The sequence below is a fragment of the Mycobacterium sp. TY814 genome (genome assembly GCF_030755175.1).
Taxonomy (GTDB): domain Bacteria; phylum Actinomycetota; class Actinomycetes; order Mycobacteriales; family Mycobacteriaceae; genus Mycobacterium.
The window spans coordinates 2,805,184-2,831,062 of the sequence record NZ_JAUFRY010000001.1; the positions used below are offsets into that span (position 1 = coordinate 2,805,184).

Here is a 25,879-nt window from a genome sequence, read left to right on the forward strand (position 1 = left end):
TACAAATCTTCGCCGAGCGCGGCTGTTTGCACCGGCGATCGGGCATCTGGTGCGATGATGTGATAGTGGCGCAGCACGAAGATCCCGACGACTATGTCGCACCGGCCGCCCAACGGGTGCGGGCCGGTACGTTGCTGCTGGCCAACACCGATCTACTGGAGCCGACGTTTCGGCGCAGCGTCATCTACATCGTCGAACACAACGAGGGTGGCACGCTCGGTGTGGTGCTGAACCGGTCCAGCGAGACGGCGGTCTACAACGTGCTGCCGCAATGGGCCAAGCTGGCCGCCAAGCCCAAGACGATGTTCATCGGCGGGCCGGTCAAGCGGGACGCCGCCCTGTGCCTGGCGGTGCTGCGCATCGGTGCCGAGCCCGACGGAGTTCCGGGGTTGCGGCACGTCGCGGGGCGCATGGTGATGGTGGATCTCGACGCCGAACCGGATCTGATCGCGCCGGTGGTGGAAGGCGTGCGGATCTTCGCAGGCTACTCGGGTTGGACCATCGGCCAGCTTGAAGGCGAAATCGAGCGCGACGATTGGATTGTGTTGTCGGCGTTGCCATCTGACGTGTTGGCACCGCCGCGGGCGGACCTGTGGGGGCAGGTGTTGCGCCGCCAGCCACTGCCGTTGGCCATGCTGGCCACACATCCGATCGACCTCAGCCGCAACTGATCAACCGATCGAGCCCGTGCGGCGCGTCAGTGGCAGGACAGCGTGCAGGCCCCACAGCTGCCGGCACATCCGGCCGGTTCTACCGGGGCCGCCTCGCGGCGCAGTGCATACTTCGCGCTCTGCATCGAACCGGTGGCCAGTGTGCCCAGGGCACCCAGGATGCAGACGATCACCACGACCAGCGCGGTGTGCGGCGATGCGGCCAGCGCTACCACTCCCCCAGCGCCCAGCATCACCGCGGCGGCGAACTGGGTGGGTGCCATCGAGCGCAGCGCCAACTGGGTGGCGTCAGTGGTGGGCGTATGCGACAGAGACCAGATACCGAAAGCGGCTGACGCTATGGCCGCACACACGCACACCACGCCCGCGATAAGCATGCGCTAACCATACGAGCCCGCCGATCGTTCCGCGCGCCGGGCTCCACAGGTAGCTAGTGCGCCGGTGCCGGCGTCAAGGTGACCAGGGGCGGCTCGACGGGTGCCTGGCGGGGAGCCGGAGCCGTCCGCGGGGCAGCCGGCGCAGCGGGAGCGGGGGCAGCCGGAGCAGCAAGGGCAGGGCCAGCCGGAGCAGCGGGGGCGGCCGGCGCGGCGGGGGCAGCCGGTCGGGCGGGCGACTGGGGTGCGGGAGGAGTGGCGGCGGCTCCCGCCCCGGCCGGCGCCGGTGCCTGACCGCCCACCCCGGGTGTCGCCACCCGGAAGCCGCTGACGATGGCGTCGGTGGCGGGGGCGTCGCTGACGGCCTGGGACGCGGCCGTGGTCACCGACAGTGAAACCAGGTACTTGTCCGATCCGGAATTGGCCAGCACATGACGCCGTGAGGTGTTCAGTGTCATGTCGTTCTCGCGGTAGGTGCCTTCGATGACCGAGGACGGGAAGCTGCCGAGGCTGGTCAGCGACGCGTTTGTGGTCTGCCATGCGAGCAGGCGCTGACTGTCCACGAAGCCGTGGCTGATCGCCTCGGTGGCGTCGAAGTCACCGATCAGCTTGTACACCACGACCTGCGCATTCGACGTGTACACGCTGTTGCCACCGACGCGGTCGGCGATCACCACGAACGCGTCGGGCACGTTCGGGTCGGGCACCTGGGTCCAGCGTGGCGGCATCGGCACCGTGATGTCGAGTGCCTTGAAGCCCAGCGGGCGTTGCGCCTCGAGCTTGACGCCCTTGCCTTCCAGGTATTCGCGCAGCGTGCCCGTGGTGGCCGGAGTGACCGCCGGGGGCTGCGGAGCGGCGGCGGCGGGCGCCGGCGCGGTGGCCGGAACAGCCGCCGGTGCCACCGCGGGAACGGGCGCGGCCGCCGCCGGAACGGGCGCGGCTACCGCCGGAACGGGGGCGACGGCCGGCGCCGGCATTTGCATCGGCAGGGGCAGCTGGGCCGGAGCCTGCGCGGGCGCGGGCGCGAACCGGTTGACACCCCCCGGGAACACCCCGGAGCTCTGCCCCGGCGTGGTCGCCGGCTGCATGGGTACCGGTCCGGGCAGCGAGGGCTGGGGGACCAGGGGTTCCGCCGATGCGGTACCACCCGTGATCATCACGACGCCGACGACACCGACGGCCACGCCACCCACGAGTGCTCGCCAGCTGCGCGCGATCTGCTTCATCTCGATCGGTCCCTCCGCAATAGCCGGGGCGTCACTGCCCACCATCGAGGCCGAATGTAACCGCTGCTCAGCGGTGCCGACCATGCTCGAAATAGAGCTGGGATGAACCTCTGATCGCTGCGCAACGGAACCGATACCAACCCGTGCCCGACGGCCTCGGCGCGGCCGCTTCCGGACCGGCCCTTATACCCTGTTGGGCGTGACAGAATCGCCGACCGCCGGACCCGACGCGGACGCGCCGCGGTACCGCTACACCGCCGAGCTCGCGGCCGGGCTGGAACGCACCTGGCAGGACAACTGGGCTCAGCTGGGGACGTTCAACGTGCCCAACCCGGTCGGCTCGCTGGCGCCCGCGGACGGTTCGAGCGTTCCCGACGACAAGTTGTTCGTGCAGGACATGTTCCCCTACCCGTCGGGGGAGGGGCTGCACGTCGGCCACCCGCTGGGTTACATCGCCACCGACGTCTACGCCCGCTATTACCGGATGACCGGCCGTAACGTGTTGCACGCGTTGGGCTTCGATGCATTCGGTCTGCCTGCCGAGCAGTATGCGGTGCAAACCGGCACCCACCCGCGCACCCGCACCGAGGCCAACGTCGTCAACTTCCGGCGGCAGCTGGGCCGGCTGGGCCTCGGCCACGACAGCCGCCGCAGCTTCTCCACCACGGATGTGGACTTCTACAAGTGGACGCAGTGGATCTTCCTGCAGATCTACAACGCCTGGTTCGACACCGCCGCCAACAAGGCCCGCCCCATAGCCGAGCTGATCGACGAGTTCGACTCCGGTGCAAGGCTTCTCGATGACGGGAGGCAGTGGGCGGAGCTGTCGGCGGGGGAGCGGGCCGATGTGGTCGACGGGTACCGGCTGGTATACCTCGCCGACTCGATGGTGAACTGGTGCCCGGGTTTGGGGACCGTGCTCGCCAACGAAGAGGTCACCGCCGACGGACGCAGCGACCGCGGCAACTTCCCGGTGTTCCGGAAGCGGTTGCGGCAGTGGATGATGCGGATCACCGCCTACTCCGACCGGTTGCTCGACGACCTGGACAGCCTGGACTGGCCGGAGCAGGTCAAGACCATGCAACGCAACTGGATCGGGCGCTCGACGGGCGCCACGGCGTTGTTCGGCACGACGAAAGCCGACGGTACCGCCACCGACATCGAGGTTTTCACCACCCGGCCCGACACCCTGTTCGGCGCCACCTACCTGGTACTGGCACCCGAGCATGAGCTGGTCGACGACGTGGTCGCCGCCGGCTGGCCCGATGGGGTACAGGCGGCCTGGACCTACGGCGCTGCCACCCCCGCCGAGGCGGTGGCCGCCTACCGGCGTGCCATCGCGGCCAAGTCGGACCTCGAGCGTCAGGAAAGCAAGGAGAAGACCGGAGTCTTCCTGGGCAGCTATGCCACCAACCCGGCCAACGGCGAGCAGGTGCCGATCTTCATCGCCGACTACGTGCTGGCCGGTTACGGTACCGGGGCGATCATGGCCGTGCCGGGGCACGACCAGCGCGACTGGGACTTCGCCCACCAGTTCGGCTTGCCGATCGTCGAAGTCATTGCCGGCGGCGACATTTCACAGGCCGCCCATTCCGGTGACGGTGTTTTGGTGAACTCCGGGTTCCTCGACGGCAAGAGCGTCGCCGACGCCAAACAAGCCATCACCGAGCGGCTGCAGGCTGAGGGGCGGGGTCAGGCCCGCATCCAATTCAAGCTGCGCGACTGGCTTTTCGCACGCCAGCGGTACTGGGGTGAGCCGTTCCCGATCGTCTACGACGCCGACGGGCGCGCCCACGCACTCGACGAAGCCGCATTGCCGGTGGAGCTGCCCGACGTGCCCGACTATTCACCGGTGTCGTTCGATCCCGACGACGCCGACAGCGAGCCGTCACCGCCGTTGGCGAAAGCCACCGACTGGGTGAACGTCGAATTGGATCTCGGCGACGGCCCCAAGCCCTACACCCGCGACACCAATGTGATGCCGCAATGGGCCGGCAGCTCGTGGTACGAGCTGCGATATACGGACCCGCACAACTCGGAGCGGTTCTGCGCCAAGGAGAACGAGGCATACTGGATGGGTCCGCGGCCGGCCGAACACGGGCCGGACGACCCGGGCGGCGTCGACATGTACGTCGGTGGCGCCGAACACGCGGTCCTGCACCTGTTGTATTGCCGCTTCTGGCACAAGGTTCTGTACGACCTCGGCCACGTCAGTTCCCGGGAGCCGTACCGCAGGCTGGTCAACCAGGGCTACATCCAGGCCTTCGCCTACACCGACGCGCGCGGATCGTATGTGCCAGCCGAGGAGGTGATCGAGCGCGACGGCGGCTTCGTCTACCCGGGACCGGACGGCGAGATCGAGGTCTTCCAGGAATTCGGCAAAATCGGTAAGAGCCTGAAGAATTCGATCTCACCGGATGAGATCTGTGACGACTACGGTGCCGACACCTTGCGGGTCTACGAGATGTCGATGGGGCCGTTGGACGCGTCGCGGCCATGGGCCACCAAGGATGTCGTCGGTGCGCATCGCTTCCTGCAACGGGTGTGGCGGCTGGTGATCGACGAGGAGACCGGCGAGATCCGGGTGGCCGACACCGAGCTGCCCGCCGAGACACTGCGCGCGCTGCATCGCACCATTGCCGGTGTGTCGGAAGACTATGTGGCACTGCGCAATAACACCGCCGCCGCCAAGCTGATCGAATACACCAACCATCTCACCAAGCAGTACCGCGACGGGGTACCGCGCGCCGCGGTGGAGCCGCTGGTGCTGATGTTGGCACCGCTGGCCCCGCACATGGCCGAAGAACTGTGGCTGCGGCTGGGCCACACCACGTCGCTGGCGCACGGCCCCTTCCCGGTGGCCGACCCCGCCTACCTGGTGGACGACACGGTGGAATACCCGGTGCAGGTGAACGGCAAGGTGCGCGGCCGGGTGGTGGTGGCCGCTGATGCGGCCAAGGACGCGGTGCAGGCCGCGGCGCTGGCGGACGAGAAGGTGCAGGCGTTCCTTGCCGGGGCTACGCCACGCAAGGTGATCGTGGTGCCCGGCCGGATGGTGAACCTGGTCGTCTGACCGGTTCAGCCGCGCGGACGGATCACCACTTCGTGCACGTGACCGTCCCGGGGCGTGGCCACCACGTTCGCCACCACCCCGGCGACGGTCTCGGGGCGAAGGAACTTCGACGGGTCGTACTGGCCGCCCTCATAGGCCACCAGCTCGCGCTGCATGTCCGTGTCCACCCGGCCCGGGTGCACCGATGTCACGAGCAGTGCGGGCTCGTCGGCGCGCAACGAATCCGCGAAGGCGCGCAGCGCGAACTTGCTGGCCGAGTAGGAGGCCATGCCCGGCGACACGTTGCGCCCCGATCCGGAGTTGATGAACACCACCCGGCCGCGGGCCTGGCGTAACGCCGGCAACAGGGTCAGCGTAAGGGCCACGGCGCCAAAGACATTGACGCTGAAGGTGGCCCGCCATTCGTCGACATGGGACTCCTCGACCCGTCCGGGGATGGAAACCCCGGCATTGTGCACCAATACGTCGAGTTCGTCGATCACCTCGCAACTGGCTTCGATCGAATCGGTGTCGGTCAGGTCCAGCGGAAACGTGGTGGCGCCCAGGCGTTCAGCGACGGTGTCCAGCCGCGCCGACGGCCGGCCGGCCAGCAGCAGCGTGTGAGTCGGGGCCAGCGCCGTCGCGATGGCGGCGCCGATGCCGCCACTGGCACCGGTGATGAGTGCGGTCGGCATGGTTCAGGAGTTACCAATCATCATGGGTAACAAACACTTTCACGCCTCGTCCGGGGCAGCCGCGGGGGCGGCGGCTTCGCCGCTGGCGAGCCGGGCCAGGGGAGCCGAGGCCTCCAGCAGAATGTCCAGGTCTGACTTGGGCAGTTGGCTGAGCATCGCCGCCAGCGCGGCGTGCCGGTTGGCCAGCGACTCGTTGTGCACCGCGCGGCCTTGCGGCGTGATGTCGACCAGCACCGCACGCAGGTCCGACGGGTCGCGCGAACGCTTCACCAGCCCGATCTTTTCCAGCCGGCGAATCGCGACCGTGGTGGTCGGGGTGCGAACCCGCTCGTGCGCGGCCAGGTCCGTCATTCTGATCGGACCCCGATCGAGCAGGGTGATCAGGATCGAGAGCTGGGCCAGCGTCAACTCTCCGGCTACCGCGGTATTGGTCGGATCGCCGCGGCGCAGAATCGTGGACAGCTTGGACAGGGAACGGTGCAAACCTTCCGCCAGCTCCGACACCTCCGGGGCTGTGGGTTCGCTGTCCGCCATAAATCGGCAGTCTAACCCGCCATGCCCGCAGTCGGAGAGAATGCGCTACGCGGGCGTGCCTCTCCGAGAAAACGCCGGGTCACAGCACCTGCGACAGAAACCGCTGCAGCCGCTCGGTCTCGGCGGCGTCGAATATCCGCCCCGGCGTCCCGGACTCGACGACTTTGCCGTGGTCCATAAAGACGACGGCATCGGAGGCCGAGCGCGCGAAGCCCATTTCATGGGTGACCACCACCATCGTCATCCCGTCGGCCCCGAGATCGGCGATGAGTTCCAGAACGCCCTTGACCATCTCGGGATCCAGCGCCGAGGTGGCCTCGTCGAAGAACATCACCTGCGGCGCCATGGCCAGTGCGCGCGCGATCGCCACCCGCTGTTGCTGACCGCCGGACAGGGTGCCGGGACGGGCCCCGGCCTTGCCTTTGAGTCCGACCCGGTCCAAGTGGTGCAGGGCCAGCTCCCGGGCGGCGTCGGCGGGCAGCCGGCGCAGCTTGCGCGGTGCCAGCGCGACGTTTTCCAGCACGCTGCGGTGCGGGAAGAGGTTGAAGTGCTGGAACACCATGCCGATGCGCTGGCGCAGCTCGTTGGGGTCGTCACGAAGCACCGATCTGCCGTCCAGCAGGATGTCGCCGCTGTCGGGCTCGTGCAACCGGTTCAGGACCCGCAGCAGCGTCGATTTGCCGGAACCCGACGGTCCGATCACGGCGGTGGTGGTACCCGCAGGCACCTCGAGGCTCACTCCGCGCAACACCGCATTACCACCGAGAGTCTGATGAATATCCCTGGCGGACAGGGAAACCGTGGCGCGGGGGACGGTCACGTCATCTCCGTACCGATGGTCGAGGTGACGACTTCCGGAGGATCCTCGGGCTCGAGTCTGGCCCGGCCCCGGCGCAGCCGGGCGTCGATGTGATTCACCAAATGGGTGAGTGGCACCGTCAGAATCAGGTAGCAGATGCCCGCCGCGACCAGCGGTGACAGGTTGCCGGTTTGCGCGTTGAGATCGCGGCCCACCTGGAACAGCTCACGCTGGTTGGCGATCAATCCCAGGAAGTACACCAGCGCCGAGGCCTTGAGCAGGGCGATGAATTGGTTGACCAAGGCCGGCAGCACCCGTCGCACCCCTTGCGGCACCACCACCAGCCGCATCGCCGCCGAGTAGCTGAAGCCCAGCGCGCGGGACGCCTCCAGCTGGCCGGGGTCGACGCTCTGGATCCCGGAACGCAGAATCTCTCCCACATAGGCCCCGGCCATCAGGCCCAGGGCGACGATCCCGAGCGGGTAGGGGTTGTTGTCGGTCAGCCCGCCCACCACCGGACCTACTCCCAGACCGATGATCAGGATGATCACCACCTCGGGCAGCCCGCGAAAGACGTCGGTGTAGACCCGGGCCGGCCAGCGCAACCAGCGTTTGTGGGAGATACCGGCGACGGCCAGGGCCATGCCGATGGCCAAGCCGATGACGCCGGCGCTGCCGGTCAAAATCAGGGTGTTGGGCAGGCCGGTGGTCAGCAGGGTGGGGATGGCCTGCCGGTACATGTCCCAGTCGAGGAAAGAATCGCGCAGCTGCTCCAGCGTCGACTTGGGTGCCGCCGCCTGCATCGGTTTGCGGTGGTGCGCGGCGGCGATCGCGGCGAAATCGGGCAGCTTGGGCACCGCGGCCGCTTTCGATCCGGGCTTCCAGCCCGGGGGCAGGGTGCGGGGCACCCACTTGCTGTACAGGTCGTCCCAGGTGCCGTCCGCGATCACGGCGTCCAGCCCGGAGTTCAGGGCATCGACCAACGGCTGATTGTCCTTGGCGACCGCATAGGCGACGAAGTCGTCAGTCCCGAAGGTGTTGGCGACGATCATCGCCGGATCACCCGGCCGGACCGCGGTGGACGCTTGGTTGGCCGGCGCCACCCACGCGTCGATCTGGTGGGTCTTCAAGCTGGCGTAGACGGTCGCGAAGTCCGGGTACTTCACCGGCTGCAGGTGCAGGGTGTCCACGACGTAGGTCTCTTCGACCGTGCCCTGAACTACTCCGATACGCTGCCCGGCCGCCAGGTCGGTGAACTTCTTGATCGCCGAACCCGGCGGCACCACCAGGGAGTAGAAGCCGAAGTCGTAACCATTGGTGAAGGCGACCGTGTGCCGCCGCGCGTCGGTCGCTTTGACCGATGACGAGCCCACGTCGAAGCGCCGCGATGCCACCTGGGCCAACAGCCCGGAGAAATCGGTCCCGACGAACCGCACCTGCAGGCCCAGCTTGCCGGCGATGGCGCGCAGCAGCTCATTGTCGAAGCCGGTGAAACGGCCCGTGGCGTTGATGCAGGTGCTGGGCGGGGCGTCAGAGAGCGTGCCCGCCACCAGGGTGCCGGGCGTACCCAGGCCCAGGGACGCGGGATCCACGGAACTCAGCGGCACGACGGACGGGGTGGTGTCGGTGTCGTCGGGGGAGTCAGCCCCGGCACGAGACGACGTCAGGTCATCGGGCAGGACGGTGGCGCTCTCCACTCCCGGCGGTGCGCACTGATTGCGGTCCGCGAGTGCGGGCGCCGCGCACGCCAGACCGGCCACGATCAGGATCGGCGCCACCAGCGCGAACAGTTTCGCCCCCATCACCGCCACCGTATCGAGAGCCCGGCGGGGTGCGGCGCTCAGAGCACCATCGGCGACCGCTCGGCGGTGTGGTCGGGATCAGGGGGCACCGGCAGGACCGCCACGTTGGCATCCGGACGGTCCTCGCGTGGCGTGAAGACACCGCGGCGGCACAACTCCGCCACCATCGTCTTGGCCATCAGCTCCGAGCGGCCGATGCAGGCGGCCCGGGCGGCTTCCGGGTCGCGCCGGTGCATGGCGGCGTTCTCTTCTTCGTAGAACGGCAGCATGTCGTCGCGACTGTGCTGGTAGGTCATGAAGAACACGCGCGGGATGAGGTTCTGCGACGCGCGGATGGTGGCGTGCAGTCGCGGCCCGGCGTACTCGTCGTTGACCACCCGCCGGTACTCCCAGGCGATCTCGGCGAAGTTCCGTGGCTCCTTGGCGGTGCGCAGCGAACGCATCAGGGCATCGAGTTCGCTCAGGATGCGCGGTGTGGGGTTCGCCGCGGCCCGTGCGGAGGCGATGCCGTTGAGCAGGCCGTCGAGTTCGTGGTGTTCCAGGACGGTCGACTCATCGAATCGCTCGACGAACGCGCCGCGGTGATATCGGGTGGAAACGATGCCGTCGTGCTCCAGCTGGACCAGCGCCTCCTGGATGGGCACCCGACTGATACCCAGATCCTGCGCGATCTCATTGCGGTCCGCCCGGTCGCCGCTGCGCAACTTACCGGTCAGCACCAAGTTGAGCAGGTGCTGTACCACCTGGTCTTTTTCTTTGATCCCATACTTCTTAGGCATCAGTTTCTTACATCTCTTTTCAGCCACCCGACGGCCTCTATGCGCGGCCAGTTTCTCACGACTGAGCGGGTACGTTGAGACGTTTCGCAGATGAAGCGCGGCTTAAGCCGAACTGTCTCGCCACCGGCAGAGGGCTTCGGCGTCCGAAAGGTCGTAATCGGGTCCGTCGCAGCCGACGGTCAGCATCGTGACACCCAGCCCGGCCAGCGCTTCGGCGTTACCGATCACCTCTGAGCCGTGGCCGGCGGACGCACTGCGTTCGATAGAGGCCGGGTCGCGGCCGACAGCTTCGCAATGGCGGGTCAGCACCGCAGATTTGGCCGGGAACTCGTCGGCGGAAGCGAAACTGTGCCAGATGTCGGCGTGTTCGGCGACCAGTCGTAGCGTCTTGCGCTCACCGCCGCCGCCGATCAGGACCGGGATGTCCCGGGTCGGCGCCGGGTTCAGGTGCTCCAGCCGCGACTTGATGCGCGGGAGCGCGCCCGCCAGGTCGTCGAGTCGGCTGCCCGCGGTGCCGAACTCGTAGCCGTACTCGTCGTAGTCCTTCTGCTTCCAGCCGGAGCCGATGCCCAGGATGAGGCGACCGCCGGAGATGTGGTCCACGGTGCGGGCCATGTCGGCCAGCAACTCGGGGTTGCGGTAGGAGTTGCACGTCACCAGGGCGCCGATCTGGATGCGGGACGTCTGCTCAGCCCAGGCTCCGAGCATGGTCCAGCACTCGAAGTGGGCCCCGTCCGGATCGCCGTAAAGCGGGAAGAAATGGTCCCAGTTGAACGCGACGTCCACGCCGATGTCTTCGCAACGCCGGACGGCATCGCGGATCTGGTCGTAGTGCGGGGCGTGCTGGGGCTGCAGTTGCACGCCGATGCGGATGGGAAAGTCGGGGAGCACGGGGGAGGTCATACTCACCACCGTAGGCGTCAGGACCTGTCGATCACCGTGCGCACGAGATCGATGAGGGCGCGCGGCTGATCACTCTGCACCGAGTGGCCGGAGTTCTCGACGACGTGCGCGCCCTTGAAATGCGTTGCGCGCCTGCTGAGTTCGTCGACATCGTCGTTGTTGACGAAACCCGACGAGCCGCCACGGATGAGTGTCACCGGTGCGGACAGCGCGTCGACGTCGTCCCACAACGTGCTGAAGTCCGGGAAGACCCGGATGGGGTCGTAGCGCCAGGTCCAGTTGCCGTTGTCCAGCCGGCGCGAGTTGTGGAAGACGCCGCGGCGCAATGCCTTCACCTCACGGTGCGGCGCGGCGGCGATCGTCAGGTCCAGCATGGCCTGAAAGCTGGGGAACTCCCGCTCGCCGTGCATCAGCGCGACCGTGCCCTGCTGCTCCTTGGTCATCTCGGAGTGGCGCTGCAGGGCGGACGGGGTCACGTCGATGAGCACCAGTTCGTTGATCAGCTCCGGCGCCAGCGCCCCGAGCCGGATACCCGTCAGGCCGCCGAGCGACATGCCGACCAGCAACTCGGCGCCGGGGGCGAGATCCCGCAGGACCGGCGCGAGTGCGTCGGCGTTGTGGTGCGGCGAGTAGTCCCCGTCGTCCCGCCAGGAGGAATGGCCGTGCCCGGGCAGGTCCACCGCGAGCGCGGGTTCGCCCAGGCCGACGATCACCGTGTCCCAGGTGTGCGCGTTCTGACCGCCGCCGTGCAGGAAGACGACCCGCGGCTCGGACCCACCCCAGCGCAGTGCGCTGATATCGCCCGCGGTTACCCGCTCGACTGTCGGCAGCGGGCCCGAAACACCGGCCTGTTCGGCGTTTTCGGCCAGCAGGTCGAACTCGGAGAGCCCGGCCAGGTCGTCGGTGTTCGGGTGGTTGTGCGCGGCGTCGGTCACGCCACCGACTCTACGAACTTCTGCCTGACCAGCGGAAGCTACCTAGCTTAAGAGCGTGCGTCGAGGCTGCAAATCTGCAGCAAAAGTGCGAGTGGCGGCCTGCCAATCTGCAGGCTCGGCGGCGTGTCACCCCTGGCGCACGCGCCTGCTCGCCCACCCTGTAAATCTGCAGCAAAAGTGGGGGTGCCGGCCTGCGAATCTGCAGGCTCGGTGAGTCACCCCGCGATTCAGCCCTCGTTGATGAACTCTTCGAGCTGCGTCCGCGCGATGTCGTCGGCCAGCTGCTCCGGCGGGCTCTTCATCAGGTACGCCGACGCCGGGATCACCGGTCCGCCGATGCCGCGGTCCTTGGCGATCTTGGCGGCGCGGACGGCGTCGATGATGATGCCGGCGGAGTTCGGCGAGTCCCACACCTCGAGCTTGTACTCCAGGTTCAGCGGCACGTCACCGAAGGCGCGGCCTTCCAGGCGCACGTAGGCCCACTTGCGGTCGTCGAGCCAGGCGACGTGGTCCGACGGTCCGATGTGGACGTTCTTGTCCTCGACCTTGCCGGCCAGCGAGCCGGTGAGGTTGGACGTCACGGCCTGGGTCTTGGAGACCTTCTTGGACTCAAGGCGCTCGCGCTCGAGCATGTTCTTGAAGTCCATGTTGCCGCCGACGTTGAGCTGGTAGGTGCGGTCCAGGGTCACGCCGCGGTCCTCGAACAGCTTGGCCATCACGCGGTGGGTGATCGTCGCGCCGACCTGGCTCTTGATGTCGTCACCGATGATCGGCACGCCGGCATCCTTGAACTTCTTGGCCCACACCGGGTCTGAGGCGATGAACACCGGAAGTGCGTTCACGAACGCCACCCCGGCGTCGATGGCGCACTGGGCGTAGAACTTGTCGGCCTCCTCAGAGCCCACCGGCAGGTAGGACACCAGCACGTCGACCTTGTTGTCCTTGAGGACCTTCACCACGTCGACCGGCTCGTCGTCGGAGAGCTCGATGGTGTCGGCGTAGTACTTGCCGATGCCGTCGAGGGTGGGTCCGCGCTGGACGACCACGTTGGTGGGCGGCACGTCGGCGATCTTGATGGTGTTGTTCTCCGAGGCGTAGATCGCGTCGGAGAGGTCGAACCCGACCTTCTTGGCGTCCACATCGAAGGCGGCGACGAACTTGACGTCGCGGACGTGGTACGGGCCGAACCGGACGTGCATCAGACCGGGGACGGACGAGGTGTCGTCGGCGTTGTAGTAGTACTCGACGCCCTGAACCAGCGAGGACGCGCAGTTGCCGACGCCGACGATGGCGACTCGTACTTCGGTCGACGCCTGTGTGTTCTCACTCATTGGGGCGTTCTCCTAACCTTCGTTAACTTCAGTGGTCTTGGTGTTCTTCGGGTTTCGTTACGTCTGTTCCACGGCATTGGGCGCTGCCCGTTCCGCCGCGATGAGCTCGTTGAGCCACTTGACCTCACGCTCGCTGGACTCCAGCCCGAGTTGATGCAGCTGACGTGTGTAGCGATCAAAAGAGCTGCTGGCCCGCGCGACTGCTTCACGCAGGCCTTCCCGGCGCTCCTCAACCTGACGGCGCCGGCCTTCCAGGATGCGCATGCGCGCCTCCGCCGGAGTGCGGTTGAAAAACGCGAGGTGCACTCCGAAGCCGTCATCGGTGTAGTTGTGCGGACCGGTGTCGGCGACAAGTTCGGTGAACCGCCGGCGGCCCTCGTCGGTCAGCTGGTAGACGCGCCGGGCCCTTCGTACGGGAGTGCCCGCGGGAGCCGCGTTCTCGGCGATCAGCCCGTCGGCCTGCATCCGCCGTAACGCCGGGTACAACGACCCGTAGGAGAATGCGCGAAAGGCGCCGAGCAGCCCGGTCAGCCGTTTGCGCAACTCGTAGCCGTGCATGGGTGACTCGATCAGCAACCCCAGAATGGCGAGTTCCAGCATCGATTCACCTCCCTTTTGCGCGGCTTGTTACGACGATTCGACGTCTCGCGTCATAGTATCGCTCCGATATATTAGCGACAACAGCACCGCCCGTTAATGCGCTGTTAGTCACACTGGCGAGCGTCAGCTCACGTAGTTGACGCGCTTGACCGTGCCGTCACCGGCCAGCTCGATGTAGCCGCTGCCGTAATCGCTGGAGACGTAGATGGTCAGCGACAGCGCGCCGGGCGTGGTCGGGTCTTTGGCCGGTTCCACGATCAGATAGATCGACTTGACGTCCTGCTGTTTGATGCCGACGGTCTCGGGTGCCCCGCGCAGAATGCCCACCACGGTCTTGACGTCGAACTTGCCCAGGTCGACGAGGGCGACGTCGGTGCTGCTGTTGCGCGCCGAGCTGGTCGGATCACCCCATCCGCCGCGGTAGTTGTAGTCCAAGACCCGGCGATCGTCGGTGGGATCCTTGCGGTCGATCGAGGCGTAGTCGGGGTAGACCAGCAGCCGGTAGCCCATGGTGTCGCCGAAGCGTTTGCGGGTCTGCTCCAGCAGGCCGGTCAGTCCACCGAGCGACTGCAGTTGCTTCGGGGGAGTCAGCACCACCGCCGCAATGCCGTCGGACTTGGCTCCGGGATCGGAGGTGAAGTCCAGCGGAGAGGTGGTGTTGCCGTACAGGCCCCACCCGATGCCGATCCCGAGCAGCACCGTTACCGCGAACGACGCCGCGGCCAGTCCCAGGCCGCTGCGCCTGGCCTGCAACTTGAGTTTGGGCATCTGCGCAGGCTGTTCGCTCTCGGCGGACTGCAGATCGTCCACCAGATGCTGCAGGTCACCGAGAGTGACGGCGTTGGTAGCGGCGCTGACACGCTCGCGGTGCTCCTCCATCGACAATTCGCCGTCGTTGAGTGCCCTGTCGAGAATGGTGCAGGCATCCTGACGGTCGCTGTCCTTGGCCCGTGTCGTCATCGATCCGCCACGAGCAGGTGCGCTCAACCATTTCGCCACGGGATGATCGTAGAAGTCCGGTCTCGGACCGGCACAGCCTGTGATCACCGGATACCTGCGCACCCGCGCGACAACAGCCTGAGTTGCGTGTCGGTGCCGGGGGCGGCGACGTACTCTGGTCAGCGTGCGACTGCAGCGACAGGTGGTGGACTACGCGCTTCGGCGGCGCTCACTGCTGGCCGAGGTGTACTCGGGACGCACCGGCGTCTCCGAGGTCTGCGACGCGAACCCCTATTTGCTGCGCGCCGCAAAGTTTCACGGGAAACAAAGCCAGGTGATGTGCCCGATCTGCCGCAAGGAGCAGCTCACCATCGTGTCCTGGGTTTTCGGCGAACATCTTGGTGCTGTGTCGGGTTCGGCGCGCACCGCCGAGGAACTCGTACTGCTGGCCACCCGGTTTTCGGAGTTTGCTGTGCACGTGGTGGAGGTGTGCCGGACCTGCAGCTGGAACCACTTGGTGAAGTCCTACGTCCTGGGTGCGGCAGTGCCCGCCCACCCACCACGGGGTTCGGGCGGCAAGCGGACGGCGCGCAATGGCGCCCGCACGGCCAGTGAATAGCGGAGGGCGCCACCACCAGTCGTCCAGCGACAAACCGGATGAGTCGACGACAGCGGATGGCGGCAGACACTCCGGCGGTGAGCAGCGGGGCGCTCCACCGCCCCCGCGCCGTCCGGTGCCCCCCGATGACCGGCTGACCACTGTCATCCCGGCCGTGCCCGACGACCGCCCGAGCCGGCACGCCGACCCCATCGACCAGGTGAAGGCCGCGCTGGAATCGCCAGTGTCGCCGCCCCCCGATCCGGTCGGCCAGGTCAAGGCCGCGCTGGACGCCCCGCCGTCCCGCCCCGGACGGGACCGGCTCAGCGGCCAGCGCCGTCCACCGGGCGGACCGCCGCCGTCGGGTCCCGCCGGCTCGGCGCGCGGGCCGCGGCCCAGGCCGAACTGGTCCCAGCAGATCAATTGGCGCTGGGTGCGGCGCTCGCTGTACCTGAGCCTGGCGGTGCTGATCCTGCTGCCGATCGTCACCTTCACGATGGCCTACTTCATCGTCGACGTGCCGCGACCGGGAGACATCCGCACCAATCAGGTGTCCACGATCCTGGCCAGCGACGGCAGCGAGATCGCCAAAATCGTTCCGCCCGAGGGCAACCGGGTCGACGTCAATCTCAGCCAGGTCCCGGTCCATGTGCGCCGGGCGGTGATCGCCGCCGAGGACCGCGGCTTCTACTCCAACCCCGGGTTCTCCTTCAGCGGATTCGCCCGGGCGGTCGGCAACAACCTGTTCGGGGGAGACCTGCAGGGCGGCTCGACGATCACCCAGCAGTACGTCAAGAACGCACTGGTCGGCTCCGCGCAGCACGGGTGGAGCGGCCTGATGCGCAAGGCCAAAGAGCTCGTCATCGCCACCAAGATGTCGGGGGAGTGGTCCAAAGACGATGTGCTGCAGGCTTATCTGAACATCATCTACTTCGGCCGCGGCGCGTACGGCATCTCCGCGGCGTCCAAGGCCTACTTCAACAAGCCCGTCGAACAGCTCTCCGTCTCCGAAGGCGCGCTGCTGGCCGCGCTGATCCGCCGTCCGTCCACCCTGGACCCGGCCGTCGACCCCGACGGGGCGCTCGCGCGGTGGAACTGGGTCCTCGACGGCATGGTGGAGACCAAGGCGCTATCCGCCGATGACCGCAAGGGTCAGGTGTTTCCCGCGACGGTGTCGCCCGATCAGGCCCGCGCCGAGAACCAGACCACCGGTCCCAACGGGCTGATCGAACGACAGGTCACCAAGGAACTGCTCGAGCTGTTCAACATCGACGAGCAGACCTTGAACACCCAGGGCCTGCAGGTCACCACCACCATCGATCCGCAGGCTCAGCAGGCCGCCGACAAGGCGGTGTCGAAGTACCTCGACGGCCAGGACCCCGACATGCGCTCGGCGGCGGTCTCCATCGACCCGCGCACCGGGGCCGTCAAGGCGTACTACGGCGGATCCAACGCCCTGGGCTTCGACTTTGCGCAGGCCGGCTTGCAGACCGGGTCGTCGTTCAAGGTGTTCGCCCTGGTGGCCGCGCTCGAGCAGGGCATCGGCCTGGGCTATCAGGTGGACAGTTCCCCGCTGACCGTCGACGGCATCAAGATCACCAACGTCGAGGGCGAGAGTTGCGGCACCTGCAACCTGGCCGAGGCGCTGAAGATGTCACTGAACACCTCCTACTACCGGCTGATGCTCAAGCTCAAGGGTGGCCCCCAGGCCGTCGCCGACGCCGCGCACCAGGCCGGGGTCGCCGACAGCTTCCCCGGTGTCCCGCACACGCTGTCCGAAGACGGCAAGGGCGGCCCGCCCAACAACGGGATCGTGTTGGGGCAGTACCAGACCCGGGTGATCGACATGGCCACGGCCTATGCGACGCTCGCCGCCTCCGGCATCTATCACCGGCCACACTTCGTGCAGAAGGTGGTCAACGCCGAGGGACAGGTCCTGTTCGACGCGAGCACCGCGGACAACAGCGGCGACCAGCGCATCCCGAAGGCGGTGGCCGACAACGTCACCGCGGCGATGGTGCCGATCGCCGGGTACTCCCGCGGCCACAATCTGGCCGGCGGCAGGCAGTCCGCGGCCAAAACCGGCACCACCCAGTTCGGCGACACCACCTCCAACAAGGACGCCTGGATGGTCGGATACACGCCGCAGCTGTCCACCGCCGTGTGGGTCGGCACCGTCAAGGGTGACGAGCCCCTGGTGAACGCCTCCGGTGGAGCGGTGTACGGCTCCGGACTGCCCTCGGACATCTGGAAAGCGACCATGGACGGTGCCCTCAAGGGCGCCCCGAACGAGACGTTCCCCAAGCCGACGGAGATCGGCGGTTACGCGGGCGTGCCCGCGGCGCCCCCGCCCCCGCCGCCGGCCCCGCCGTCGGAGACGGTCATCCAGCCCACCGTCGAAGTGGCGCCCGGCATCACGATTCCGGTGGGCCCGCCCACCACGATCACCGTGCCGCCGCCCGGTGGGCCGGCCCCGCTGCCACCGCCGTCCGACGTCCCCCAACCGCCCCCGTGAGCGAGCGCACCACCATCTCGCCACGGCCACTGGCCGCTGACCGCCGTAGTGCTGACAACCGAGACTGCCCCAGCCGCAATGACGTTCTGGGTACCGCGCTGGCCAACGCGATCGGCGGACCCGTCGGCCGGCATGCGCTGATCGGCCGCACCCGCATCATGACCCCGGTGCGGGTGATGTTCCTGCTCGCCCTGGTGTTTCTGGCGCTGGGCTGGTCGACCAAGGCGGCGTGCCTGCAGAGCACCGGCACCGGGACAGGCGAGCAGCGAGTCGCCAACTGGGACAACCAGCGGGCCTATTACGAACTGTGCTACTCCGACACGGTGCCGCTCTACGGCGCGGAGTTGTTGAGCCAGGGCAAGTTTCCGTACAAGTCGAGTTGGATCGAGACGGACGGCAGCGGCACGCCGCAGATCCGCTACGACGGCCAGATCGCGGTCCGCTACATGGAATATCCGGTGCTGACCGGTGTCTACCAGTACGCGTCGATGCGCTTGGCCAAGGCGTACACCGCGGTGAGCAAGATCCTGCCCGTTCCGGTAGTCGCCGAAGTGGTGATGTTCTTCAATTTCGCCGCGTTCGGCTTGGCGCTGGCCTGGCTGTTCACCGTCTGGGCCACGGCGGGTCTGGCGGGTCGCCGGATCTGGGATGGCGCCCTGGTGGCCGCGTCTCCACTGCTGATCTTTCAGATTTTCACCAATTTCGATGCATTGGCAACGGCTTTCGCGATGGGCGGCCTGTGGGCCTGGGCCCGGCGCAAACCCGCGCTGGCCGGCGTGCTGATCGGTCTGGGCGCCGCGGCGAAGCTCTATCCGCTGCTGTTCCTGGGACCGTTGCTGGTGCTGGGCATCCGGTCGGGACGGCTGCGCGATGCCGGTCGCACCACGCTGATCACCGCGGCGACCTGGCTGGCAGTCAATCTGCCCATCATGGTGCTCTATCCGCGGGGGTGGTCGGAATTCTTCCGGCTCAACACCCGTCGCGGAGACGACATGGACTCGCTGTTCAACGTGGTGAAATCGTTCACCGGCTGGCGCGGATTCGATCCGAAACTGGGCTTCTGGGAGCCGCCCACCGTACTGAACAGCGTCGTCGCCGCGCTGCTCGTATTGTCCTGCGCGGCAATCGCGTACATCGCATTGACCGCTCCACAGCGGCCCCGGCTGGCGCAGCTGGCGTTCCTGGTGATCGCGGCCTTCCTGCTGACCAACAAGGTCTGGAGCCCCCAGTTCTCGCTGTGGCTGGTGCCGTTGGCGGTGCTGGCTGTGCCGCACCGCCGCGTTCTGTTGGCGTGGATGACGATTGACGCGCTGGTGTGGGTGCCCAGGATGTACTACCTGTACGGCAACCCCAACCGATCGTTGCCGCTGCAATGGTTCACCACGACTGTGCTGTTGCGCGATATCGCGGTAATGGGGTTGTGCGCCTTGGTTATTCGGCAGATCTACCGCCCAGCCGAGGATCTGGTGCGCTGGCAGGGCCGGGTCGACGATCCCGCGGGCGGCTGCTACGACCTGGCACCGGACAACCCGCCCGCCTGGCTGCCGTCGTGGTTGCGTCCGGCCCGGCGCCCGCGGGCGGTGCCTGAGTTGGCCGGGCAGTAATGCAGGTCGCCATCCCGGTGTTTCCGCGTTTCACCGCACTCGATGCCATCGGGCCTTACGAAGTGCTGCAACGCATTCCGTCGGTCGAGGTGGTGTTCGTCGGCCAGCGGCGCGGTGAGATCCGCACCGAGAACGGCATGCTGGGGGTTGCCTGCGATGCCACGTTCGACGAGGTCGCCACCCCCGATGTGGTGGTGTTCCCCGGCGGCATCGGGACGCGGGCACTCGTCAACGACGAAGCCATCCGCGGCTGGCTGCACACCGTGCATCCGGGTACCAGGTACACCACGTCGGTATGCACCGGCGCGTTGTTGTTGGCCAGCGCCGGTCTGCTGAACGGCTTGACGGCGACGACCCATTGGCGCGCCGCCGACGACCTGAACCGGTTGGGGGCGCGGTACGTGCCCGAACGCGTCGTCGAGCATCTGCCGCAGCGCATCATCACCGCGGCGGGAGTGTCCAGCGGGATCGACATGGCGTTGCGGCTCGTCGAGCTGTTGTTCGACCGGGTCGCCGCCCAAGCCGCCCAGCTGCTGATCGAGTACGACCCCCAGCCGCCGTTCGACTCCGGCGCATGGGCCAGGGCTGACGAGGCGACGCGCGCCAGGGCGCTCGAGTTCGCGCAGTCGCGGAAGTGAATTTCGGGTCCGCCCCGCCATCCGGTAGCCTGGGGCGGTTGCCGACGCAGGCGACCCTCCTGCCACGGAGGTTCCGTGGCCGCACAGACCAGAGGAGGTGATGAGGTCCCTATGCGTCCATACGAAATCATGGTCATCCTTGACCCCACGCTCGACGAACGCACCGTTGCCCCGTCCCTGGAGACGTTTCTGAACGTCGTCCGGAAAGACGGTGGATCGGTCGAGAAGGTCGACATCTGGGGCCGGCGGCGGCTGGCGTACGAAATCGCCAAGCACGCTGAAGGCATCTACGTTGTCATCGACCTGAAGGCCGCCCCCGCGACGGTTTCCGAGCTCGACCGCCAGCTGAGCCTGAACGAGTCGGTGTTGCGCACCAAGGTGATGCGCACCGACAAGCACTGACAGCCCTGTCGGAGCGGTTGCCTAGGCTCAATTCCATAACCATCCACCAGGCGGACCCAGGAGGCATTCATGGCTGGTGACACGACAATCACTGTCGTAGGAAACCTGACCGCTGACCCCGAACTGCGGTTCACACCGTCGGGTGCGGCCGTGGCCAACTTCACGGTGGCATCCACCCCGCGGATCTACGACCGCCAGAGTGGGGAGTGGAAAGACGGCGAGGCGCTGTTCCTGCGCTGCAACATCTGGCGCGAGGCCGCCGAGAACGTGGCCGAAAGCCTGACCCGCGGAGCCCGGGTGATCGTCACCGGTCGCCTCAAGCAGCGGTCTTTCGAGACCCGCGAAGGCGAGAAGCGCACCGTGGTCGAGGTTGAGGTCGACGAGATCGGGCCTTCGCTCCGGTACGCGACCGCCAAGGTCAACAAGGCCAGCCGCAGCGGCGGCGGCGGGGGCTTCAGCGGTGGTGGTGGCGGCGGCGGTTCACGGCAGTCATCGCCGGCGCAGTCCGGCGGCTCCGGTGAGGACCCGTGGGGCAGCGCCCCGGCCTCGGGTTCGTTCGGTGGCGGCGACGACGAACCGCCCTTCTGACCTCGAATAACTTTCACAGCACAAGAACGGAAAGATTGACACCATGGCCAAGTCCACCAAGCGGCGCCCGGCTCCGGAAAAGCCGATCAAGGCGCGCAAATGCGTCTTCTGCGCCAAAAAGGGCCAGAACATCGACTACAAAGACACCAACCTGCTGCGCACGTACATCAGCGAGCGCGGCAAGATCCGGGCCCGTCGGGTTACCGGTAACTGCGTGCAACACCAACGGGACATCGCGGTCGCGGTGAAGAACGCCCGCGAGGTTGCGCTGCTGCCCTTCACCTCCTCGACGCGCTGATCACCGCGCCTCCAACGAAAGTCATTAAACGATGAAGCTGATTCTCACGGCTGACGTCGACCACCTCGGTTCCGTCGGCGACACGGTCGAAGTCAAAGACGGGTACGGCCGCAACTTCCTGCTGCCCCGGGGTCTGGCGATCGTCGCCTCGCGCGGTGCTCAGCGGCAGGCCGACGACATCCGTCGCGCCCGCGAGACCAAGACAGTCCGCGACCGCGAGCACGCTAACGAGATCAAGACCGCCATCCAGGCGCTCGGCTCGGTCTCGCTGCCGGTGAAGACCGCCGCTGACAGCGGCAAGCTGTTCGGCTCGGTCACCGCCGGCGACGTGGTGGCCGCGATCAAGAAGGCCGGCGGCCCGAACCTGGACAAGCGGATCGTCCGGATGCCCAAGGCCCACATCAAGGCTGTCGGTACCCATCCGGTGGTGGTGCACCTGCACCCGGAGATCGACGTCGAGGTCGCCCTCGAGGTCGTCGGCCAGAGCTAACCAGATCTACCCCTCACCCGGTGTGGCCGTCGCGGCTGCACCGGGTTTTGGCTTGCCCAGAATTTGCCAGAGTTTCATGTGAATTCGGCCTTTCGCGGAGCGGTATTCTGGCGAACTTTTCCGAAGGTGCCCGGCCGGGGTCGCCGTAACCGCGCATTAACTCCCCGACAACGTCAGCGAAAACCAACACGCCCGACGCGATAACCTGCGCCGACACGCCGGAGAGATTCTTGTCCACATGAATTTGACCGCGTTGTATGGCGGTCAGCAGCAGTGATGGACAAAAACCACGTAATGATCCACAGGTACTCCACACCCCGTTCAACATTGGTGTTCAACGATATGCACACTCAATCCACAGCTTCATGAACAGGCGCTGTTGGAGTCCCGTCCAGCAACGTTTACGTTTCATCCCGGCGCTAGACGACGTGGCTTCGGCCACTCGTGCGACGGGCGGCGACGATGCGGGCCAGCGGCCGGCGGAGAAGCCGGCCCACTCGAGCAGGGGGGCGGGTGTCGGTGGCTTGACTTACGCTCTGAATATCAGCGATCGAATGTATGTTCGGTGTTTGAGTCGGAGGGAGGTGGTCCGTGGCGGTCGTCGATGACATGCCTCACCCGGGGATGGATACCCCGCCGCCGAGTGAGGACTACGGTCGCCAGCCTCCTCAAGATCTCGCCGCAGAGCAGTCGGTGCTGGGCGGGATGCTGCTGAGTAAGGACGCCATCGCCGACGTCCTGGAGCGCGTGCGGCCCAGCGACTTCTACCGACCCGCCCACCAGAACGTCTACGACGCCATCCTGGATCTCTACGGTCGTGGTGAACCGGCCGACGCCGTCACTGTCGCCGCCGAATTGGACCGGCGCGGGCTGCTGCGCCGCATCGGCGGCGCGCCGTATCTGCACACCCTGATTTCCACCGTGCCCACGGCGGCCAACGCCGGCTACTACGCGGGCATCGTCGCCGAGAAGGCGCTGCTGCGGCGTCTTGTCGAGGCCGGAACCCGGGTGGTGCAGTACGGCTACGCCGGTGCCGACGGCGCCGATGTCGCCGAGATCGTCGATCGCGCTCAGGCCGAGATCTACGAGGTAGCGGAGCGACGCACCTCGGAAGACTTCGTGCCATTGGAAGATCTGTTGCAGCCGACGATGGACGAGATCGACGCCATCGCCTCCAACGGCGGCATCTCACGCGGTGTGCCGACCGGCTTCACCGAACTCGACGAGGTGACCAACGGGCTGCACGCCGGCCAGATGATCATCGTGGCGGCGCGGCCTGGTGTGGGGAAGTCGACCCTGGGCCTGGATTTCATGCGCTCATGCTCGATCAAGCACCGGATGGCCAGCGTCATCTTTTCCCTGGAAATGAGCAAGACCGAGATCGTGATGCGGCTGCTGTCGGCGGAGGCGAAGATCAAACTGGCCGACATGCGTTCGGGCCGCATGACCGATGACGACTGGACCCGCCTGGCGCGCCGGATGAGTGAAATCAGCGAGGCGCCACTGTATATCGACGATTCACCCAACCTGACCATGATGGAGATCCGTGCGAAGGCGCGCCGGCTGCGGCAGAAGGCCAATCTGAAGCTGGTTGTCGTCGACTATCTCCAGCTGATGACGTCGGGCAAGAAGGTTGAGTCGCGGCAGATCGAAGTGTCCGAATTCTCAAGGCACCTGAAGCTTTTGGCGAAGGAGCTCGAGGTCCCGGTGGTCGCGATCAGTCAGCTTAACCGTGGCCCGGAGCAGCGCACGGACAAAAAGCCGATGCTTTCGGACCTTCGCGAGTCGGGCTCACTGGAGCAGGACGCGGACATGGTGATTCTGCTGAATCGCCCCGACGCGTTCGAGCGCGACGATCCGCGCGGGGGAGAAGCAGACTTCATTCTGGCCAAACACCGTAACGGCCCCACCAAGACGGTGACCGTCGCTCATCAGCTGCACTTGTCGCGGTTCGCCAACATGGCGCGGTGAGAGCCGCCCCGTTGTAGGGTCTCGCGCCGCGGTTCAAAATCTCACGGGCGACGTCCAGAGGATTTCAAATTTGAAGCGGCGGTGAGACAACGCCGATCAACCGGTTCTCAAAAAATGTGTCATCGTCTCAGTTCCGATGTCATCTGAATGTCTAAAGATCTCATTCGATGTCAGTTAGTTCTGATCCAAGCGCGCGATGCGTCGGCGCGGCGGGTCCAGGGGTTGGCGTACACCAGCGGTCGGGCGTTGTGGGTTCTCATCCAGTAGGAAGAAATGCGTTGTACGTCAACGGTATTGGCGTTGTCGTCAAGCGTAAGCAACATAGCGGCTGGTCTCTCGGCGGCGTGGCGCATGGATGTCAGGGGAGGTCCATCGACGCCACCAACTTGATGGCCATCACCCCTAGGAGTTCATGGCTATGGGTTAAGGCGCTGCTGCGCTCGGTTTTCGACCAGTCCGACGTGAATCCGTTGGGGCGCAATATGACCGGATCATCGAGGCCTTGGCCACACGCTGCCCAAGGTCACCGACCAGCTCGAAGCTGCTCGCCCTGACCTGCTGGCATTCACCGTGTTTCCCGCGCGGATCTGGCGCCAGATAGGTCCAAAAATCCCGAGAGCGGCTTGGTGAAGGAATCCGCCGACGCACCGATGTCGTCGGCATCTTCCCCAAGCGCGATGCTTGGATCCGCCTTGTCTGCGCCGTCCTGGCCGAACACCACGACCAGTGAGCCGGATCCCGCCGCCACCTCGGCCTTGACGTCCTCAGCAAGTTCCGTTTCACCACCACCGCAACACCGGACAGCAGGGCGGACCTGCAGCACCAGCCGCCTAAGTAGGACAATGAGAAATCACACGACGGCGCCTTACATCACGTCTCTGGACGTGACCAGCCCGACCACTGTGAGCGTCGGGTCTCACCTGACGACACACGGGAAGGGGCTCACCCGGGAACGACGTCCGAGGCTTGTGCCCATGATGTCGGTCCTGCCTACCTGCAAACCCCGTCCTGCAGGAGATTCGGTGACCATTGTGGTGAAATCGCGTGGCGCTGCTTGTCCGGTCCGGATGGACGAGGCGGCTGCGGTGATCAGGTTGTAGAAGGCTACGGTCAGCCAGGTCGAGGTCAGGTCGGGCCAGAAATCGCCGTCTCGTTGGCCGCGCAGGAAAAGCCCCTTGAGCGCCGACGGCATCAACGCATCGAACACCTGATCTTGAAGCCCCTGTTCGAGGTCGTAGACATCGGCGCGGGTGATCGGCTCGTCCAGAATGTCAATGATCTCGGGTAGCAATGCGCTGAGTTCGCCGCGCGGAAGCGGGGTTTCGCCGTAACCGGGCGTCAGCGGCTTCAAAGCTTGGGCGGCTGCTGCTTTGCGAGATACGCCTTCACCGCCGCTGATCGACGGTGGCCAGGGGGGACGACACGGCCCTCTAACTTGGCCGACGCCTTCGTTGCCCGCACCCCGGATCTCTTGACGGCAGCCTTCGACACCACCACCTTCTTGGGTGTCTTGCGTTCCATCACGGCACCTCCTGCGGGGCCTCGACTTGTAGCTTTATCGTACTGGCATACACCGACGATGATGACGACGTACGCCCAGGTCAGAAGCTGTCGACAGCGCTCGGGTCGTCAATGCTTGATATTCCCTCGGCGGCTGCACTCGGTGTTGCGAGCCAAGTCGCGTAGTTCTGCTGCTAACAGCTGATGTTTCGTTTCATCCGTAGGAATTGAAGCGGTTCGTGAGACAACAAGTCGTGCAACGTCCGTGAGAAAAACCACAAAACCACAGGTCAAACCCATCACCAGACGCAGTCGAACTTGAGAACCTACAATTATGGCGCTGTAGGTTCTCAAGTTTGACTGCACCTTCTCAAGTTCGGCTGCACGAAGACAGCACTTATGCGGTCAACTTGAGACATGCCGAGTAGGGCTGCACCGGATCGCATTCGCGAGGTGAGACAGTCGATTCGTGTCCGGTGCTGGACGGGCCGGTGATGCGACGGCTTCCGTGGCACCGCGGGCAGAAGCACGCTCGAGCACCTACTGGTCATCGACCGAACGCACTGAACTGCTAATGGCCATTGAAGTCGAGAACCTACTCCCCGGACACGGCCGGCTTCCGGGGCTTTGGCGAC

At 66.3% G+C, this 25,879-nt stretch carries 24 protein-coding genes and 1 pseudogene; 12 read left to right on the forward strand and 13 right to left on the reverse strand.

Annotation, left to right across the window (positions count from 1 at the left end):
- Positions 1 to 62: 62 nt before the first annotated feature.
- A complete protein-coding gene (locus tag QXH22_RS12390; protein ID WP_306244545.1) occupies positions 63 to 671 on the forward strand; it encodes a YqgE/AlgH family protein in 609 nt (202 codons plus the stop codon).
- A gap of 26 nt (positions 672 to 697) precedes the next feature.
- Here the strand turns inward: QXH22_RS12390 and QXH22_RS12395 are convergent, their stop codons facing one another.
- Together QXH22_RS12395 and QXH22_RS12400 are read right to left on the reverse strand one after the other, a co-directional pair.
- A complete protein-coding gene (locus QXH22_RS12395; RefSeq protein WP_306243980.1) occupies positions 698 to 1,048 on the reverse strand; it encodes a hypothetical protein in 351 nt (116 codons plus the stop codon).
- Between the two features lie 53 nt (positions 1,049 to 1,101).
- Positions 1,102 to 2,271 (reverse strand): LpqN/LpqT family lipoprotein, encoded by a 1,170-nt coding sequence (locus QXH22_RS12400; RefSeq protein ID WP_306244544.1) that lies wholly within the window; start codon positions 2,269 to 2,271, stop codon positions 1,102 to 1,104.
- A gap of 199 nt (positions 2,272 to 2,470) precedes the next feature.
- On the opposite strand from QXH22_RS12400, the gene leuS reads away from it, so the two are divergent.
- Positions 2,471 to 5,344, forward strand: coding sequence for a leucine--tRNA ligase (gene leuS / locus QXH22_RS12405; RefSeq protein WP_306275715.1), 2,874 nt, complete (start codon positions 2,471 to 2,473; stop codon positions 5,342 to 5,344).
- 5 nt (positions 5,345 to 5,349) lie between these two features.
- On the opposite strand, the gene QXH22_RS12410 is transcribed toward leuS, so the two are convergent.
- The 10 genes from QXH22_RS12410 to QXH22_RS12455 form a co-directional block, all read right to left on the reverse strand.
- The gene (locus QXH22_RS12410; RefSeq protein WP_306243978.1) at positions 5,350 to 6,018 is read right to left on the reverse strand and encodes an SDR family oxidoreductase; all 669 of its coding nucleotides are present in this window, start codon (positions 6,016 to 6,018) and stop codon (positions 5,350 to 5,352) included.
- Between the two features lie 39 nt (positions 6,019 to 6,057).
- On the reverse strand, positions 6,058 to 6,552 hold the full coding sequence (locus tag QXH22_RS12415; RefSeq protein ID WP_306243977.1) for a MarR family winged helix-turn-helix transcriptional regulator: 495 nt from the start codon (positions 6,550 to 6,552) through the stop codon (positions 6,058 to 6,060).
- A gap of 79 nt (positions 6,553 to 6,631) precedes the next feature.
- Positions 6,632 to 7,372 carry an amino acid ABC transporter ATP-binding protein gene (locus tag QXH22_RS12420; protein ID WP_306243976.1) on the reverse strand — a complete coding sequence of 247 codons (741 nt, stop codon included), beginning with the start codon at positions 7,370 to 7,372 and terminating at the stop codon, positions 6,632 to 6,634.
- Positions 7,369 to 9,153, reverse strand: coding sequence for an ABC transporter substrate-binding protein/permease (locus QXH22_RS12425; RefSeq protein ID WP_306275716.1), 1,785 nt, complete (start codon positions 9,151 to 9,153; stop codon positions 7,369 to 7,371). Before QXH22_RS12425 ends, QXH22_RS12420 begins: the two co-directional genes overlap by 4 nt.
- A gap of 38 nt (positions 9,154 to 9,191) precedes the next feature.
- Positions 9,192 to 9,932: a GntR family transcriptional regulator gene (locus QXH22_RS12430; protein ID WP_306275717.1), complete on the reverse strand. Its 741-nt coding sequence runs from the start codon at positions 9,930 to 9,932 to the stop codon at positions 9,192 to 9,194.
- A gap of 102 nt (positions 9,933 to 10,034) precedes the next feature.
- Positions 10,035 to 10,835 carry an LLM class F420-dependent oxidoreductase gene (locus QXH22_RS12435; protein ID WP_306275718.1) on the reverse strand — a complete coding sequence of 267 codons (801 nt, stop codon included), beginning with the start codon at positions 10,833 to 10,835 and terminating at the stop codon, positions 10,035 to 10,037.
- Positions 10,836 to 10,852: 17 nt separating this feature from the next.
- A complete protein-coding gene (locus tag QXH22_RS12440) occupies positions 10,853 to 11,770 on the reverse strand; it encodes an alpha/beta fold hydrolase (protein ID WP_306275719.1) in 918 nt (305 codons plus the stop codon).
- A 227-nt stretch (positions 11,771 to 11,997) separates the two neighbouring features.
- On the reverse strand, positions 11,998 to 13,101 hold the full coding sequence (locus QXH22_RS12445; protein WP_306243969.1) for an inositol-3-phosphate synthase: 1,104 nt from the start codon (positions 13,099 to 13,101) through the stop codon (positions 11,998 to 12,000).
- A 57-nt stretch (positions 13,102 to 13,158) separates the two neighbouring features.
- Complete coding sequence (locus tag QXH22_RS12450; protein ID WP_306243968.1) at positions 13,159 to 13,701, reverse strand: PadR family transcriptional regulator; 543 nt, start codon at positions 13,699 to 13,701, stop codon at positions 13,159 to 13,161.
- Positions 13,702 to 13,824: 123 nt separating this feature from the next.
- Positions 13,825 to 14,700 carry a DUF1707 domain-containing protein gene (locus tag QXH22_RS12455; protein ID WP_306275720.1) on the reverse strand — a complete coding sequence of 292 codons (876 nt, stop codon included), beginning with the start codon at positions 14,698 to 14,700 and terminating at the stop codon, positions 13,825 to 13,827.
- Between the two features lie 124 nt (positions 14,701 to 14,824).
- Here QXH22_RS12455 and QXH22_RS12460 point away from each other — a divergent pair, with 124 nt between their 5' ends.
- From QXH22_RS12460 to QXH22_RS12505, 10 genes and pseudogenes are all read left to right on the forward strand, one after another.
- Entirely contained in the window at positions 14,825 to 15,259 is a 435-nt protein-coding gene (locus QXH22_RS12460) for a DUF5318 family protein (RefSeq protein WP_306243964.1), read from the forward strand.
- On the forward strand, positions 15,252 to 17,753 hold the full coding sequence (locus tag QXH22_RS12465; protein ID WP_371934190.1) for a transglycosylase domain-containing protein: 2,502 nt from the start codon (positions 15,252 to 15,254) through the stop codon (positions 17,751 to 17,753). Before QXH22_RS12460 ends, QXH22_RS12465 begins: the two co-directional genes overlap by 8 nt.
- Positions 17,750 to 19,357 carry a glycosyltransferase family 87 protein gene (locus QXH22_RS12470; RefSeq protein ID WP_306275721.1) on the forward strand — a complete coding sequence of 536 codons (1,608 nt, stop codon included), beginning with the start codon at positions 17,750 to 17,752 and terminating at the stop codon, positions 19,355 to 19,357. The genes QXH22_RS12465 and QXH22_RS12470 overlap by 4 nt, the downstream gene beginning before the upstream one ends.
- Positions 19,357 to 19,995: a DJ-1/PfpI family protein gene (locus QXH22_RS12475; RefSeq protein ID WP_306243960.1), complete on the forward strand. Its 639-nt coding sequence runs from the start codon at positions 19,357 to 19,359 to the stop codon at positions 19,993 to 19,995. Before QXH22_RS12470 ends, QXH22_RS12475 begins: the two co-directional genes overlap by 1 nt.
- 111 nt (positions 19,996 to 20,106) lie before the next feature.
- Positions 20,107 to 20,397: a 30S ribosomal protein S6 gene (rpsF, locus tag QXH22_RS12480; RefSeq protein ID WP_055578152.1), complete on the forward strand. Its 291-nt coding sequence runs from the start codon at positions 20,107 to 20,109 to the stop codon at positions 20,395 to 20,397.
- Between the two features lie 69 nt (positions 20,398 to 20,466).
- Positions 20,467 to 20,985: a single-stranded DNA-binding protein gene (locus QXH22_RS12485; protein ID WP_306275722.1), complete on the forward strand. Its 519-nt coding sequence runs from the start codon at positions 20,467 to 20,469 to the stop codon at positions 20,983 to 20,985.
- Between the two features lie 43 nt (positions 20,986 to 21,028).
- On the forward strand, positions 21,029 to 21,283 hold the full coding sequence (rpsR, locus tag QXH22_RS12490; RefSeq protein WP_065046023.1) for a 30S ribosomal protein S18: 255 nt from the start codon (positions 21,029 to 21,031) through the stop codon (positions 21,281 to 21,283).
- 31 nt (positions 21,284 to 21,314) lie between these two features.
- The gene (rplI, locus tag QXH22_RS12495; protein ID WP_306243955.1) at positions 21,315 to 21,773 is read left to right on the forward strand and encodes a 50S ribosomal protein L9; all 459 of its coding nucleotides are present in this window, start codon (positions 21,315 to 21,317) and stop codon (positions 21,771 to 21,773) included.
- Between the two features lie 591 nt (positions 21,774 to 22,364).
- Positions 22,365 to 23,744 carry a replicative DNA helicase gene (dnaB, locus tag QXH22_RS12500; RefSeq protein ID WP_306243953.1) on the forward strand — a complete coding sequence of 460 codons (1,380 nt, stop codon included), beginning with the start codon at positions 22,365 to 22,367 and terminating at the stop codon, positions 23,742 to 23,744.
- A gap of 377 nt (positions 23,745 to 24,121) precedes the next feature.
- Positions 24,122 to 24,582: pseudogene (locus QXH22_RS12505) on the forward strand (transposase); the annotation flags it as partial.
- Positions 24,583 to 24,660: 78 nt separating this feature from the next.
- Here QXH22_RS12505 and QXH22_RS12510 read toward each other — a convergent pair.
- Positions 24,661 to 25,095, reverse strand: a complete 435-nt coding sequence (locus QXH22_RS12510; protein WP_306275723.1) for a hypothetical protein — start codon at positions 25,093 to 25,095, stop codon at positions 24,661 to 24,663.
- Positions 25,096 to 25,879 lie beyond the last annotated feature (784 nt).

What these genes read in the sequence shown, in the direction of transcription:
- QXH22_RS12415 (WP_306243977.1), bottom strand. Translation starts at nt 6,552, where the DNA reads ATGGCGGACAGCGAACCCACAGCCCCGGAGGTGTCGGAGCTGGCGGAA.
- QXH22_RS12450 (WP_306243968.1), bottom strand. Translation starts at nt 13,701, where the DNA reads ATGCTGGAACTCGCCATTCTGGGGTTGCTGATCGAGTCACCCATGCAC.
- rpsR (WP_065046023.1), top strand. Translation starts at nt 21,029, where the DNA reads ATGGCCAAGTCCACCAAGCGGCGCCCGGCTCCGGAAAAGCCGATCAAG.
- QXH22_RS12475 (WP_306243960.1), top strand. Translation starts at nt 19,357, where the DNA reads ATGCAGGTCGCCATCCCGGTGTTTCCGCGTTTCACCGCACTCGATGCC.
- QXH22_RS12435 (WP_306275718.1), bottom strand. Translation starts at nt 10,835, where the DNA reads ATGACCTCCCCCGTGCTCCCCGACTTTCCCATCCGCATCGGCGTGCAA.
- QXH22_RS12485 (WP_306275722.1), top strand. Translation starts at nt 20,467, where the DNA reads ATGGCTGGTGACACGACAATCACTGTCGTAGGAAACCTGACCGCTGAC.
- QXH22_RS12445 (WP_306243969.1), bottom strand. Translation starts at nt 13,101, where the DNA reads ATGAGTGAGAACACACAGGCGTCGACCGAAGTACGAGTCGCCATCGTC.
- QXH22_RS12430 (WP_306275717.1), bottom strand. Translation starts at nt 9,932, where the DNA reads ATGCCTAAGAAGTATGGGATCAAAGAAAAAGACCAGGTGGTACAGCAC.
- QXH22_RS12395 (WP_306243980.1), bottom strand. Translation starts at nt 1,048, where the DNA reads ATGCTTATCGCGGGCGTGGTGTGCGTGTGTGCGGCCATAGCGTCAGCC.
- QXH22_RS12425 (WP_306275716.1), bottom strand. Translation starts at nt 9,153, where the DNA reads ATGGGGGCGAAACTGTTCGCGCTGGTGGCGCCGATCCTGATCGTGGCC.
- QXH22_RS12400 (WP_306244544.1), bottom strand. Translation starts at nt 2,271, where the DNA reads ATGAAGCAGATCGCGCGCAGCTGGCGAGCACTCGTGGGTGGCGTGGCC.
- rpsF (WP_055578152.1), top strand. Translation starts at nt 20,107, where the DNA reads ATGCGTCCATACGAAATCATGGTCATCCTTGACCCCACGCTCGACGAA.
- rplI (WP_306243955.1), top strand. Translation starts at nt 21,315, where the DNA reads ATGAAGCTGATTCTCACGGCTGACGTCGACCACCTCGGTTCCGTCGGC.
- QXH22_RS12410 (WP_306243978.1), bottom strand. Translation starts at nt 6,018, where the DNA reads ATGCCGACCGCACTCATCACCGGTGCCAGTGGCGGCATCGGCGCCGCC.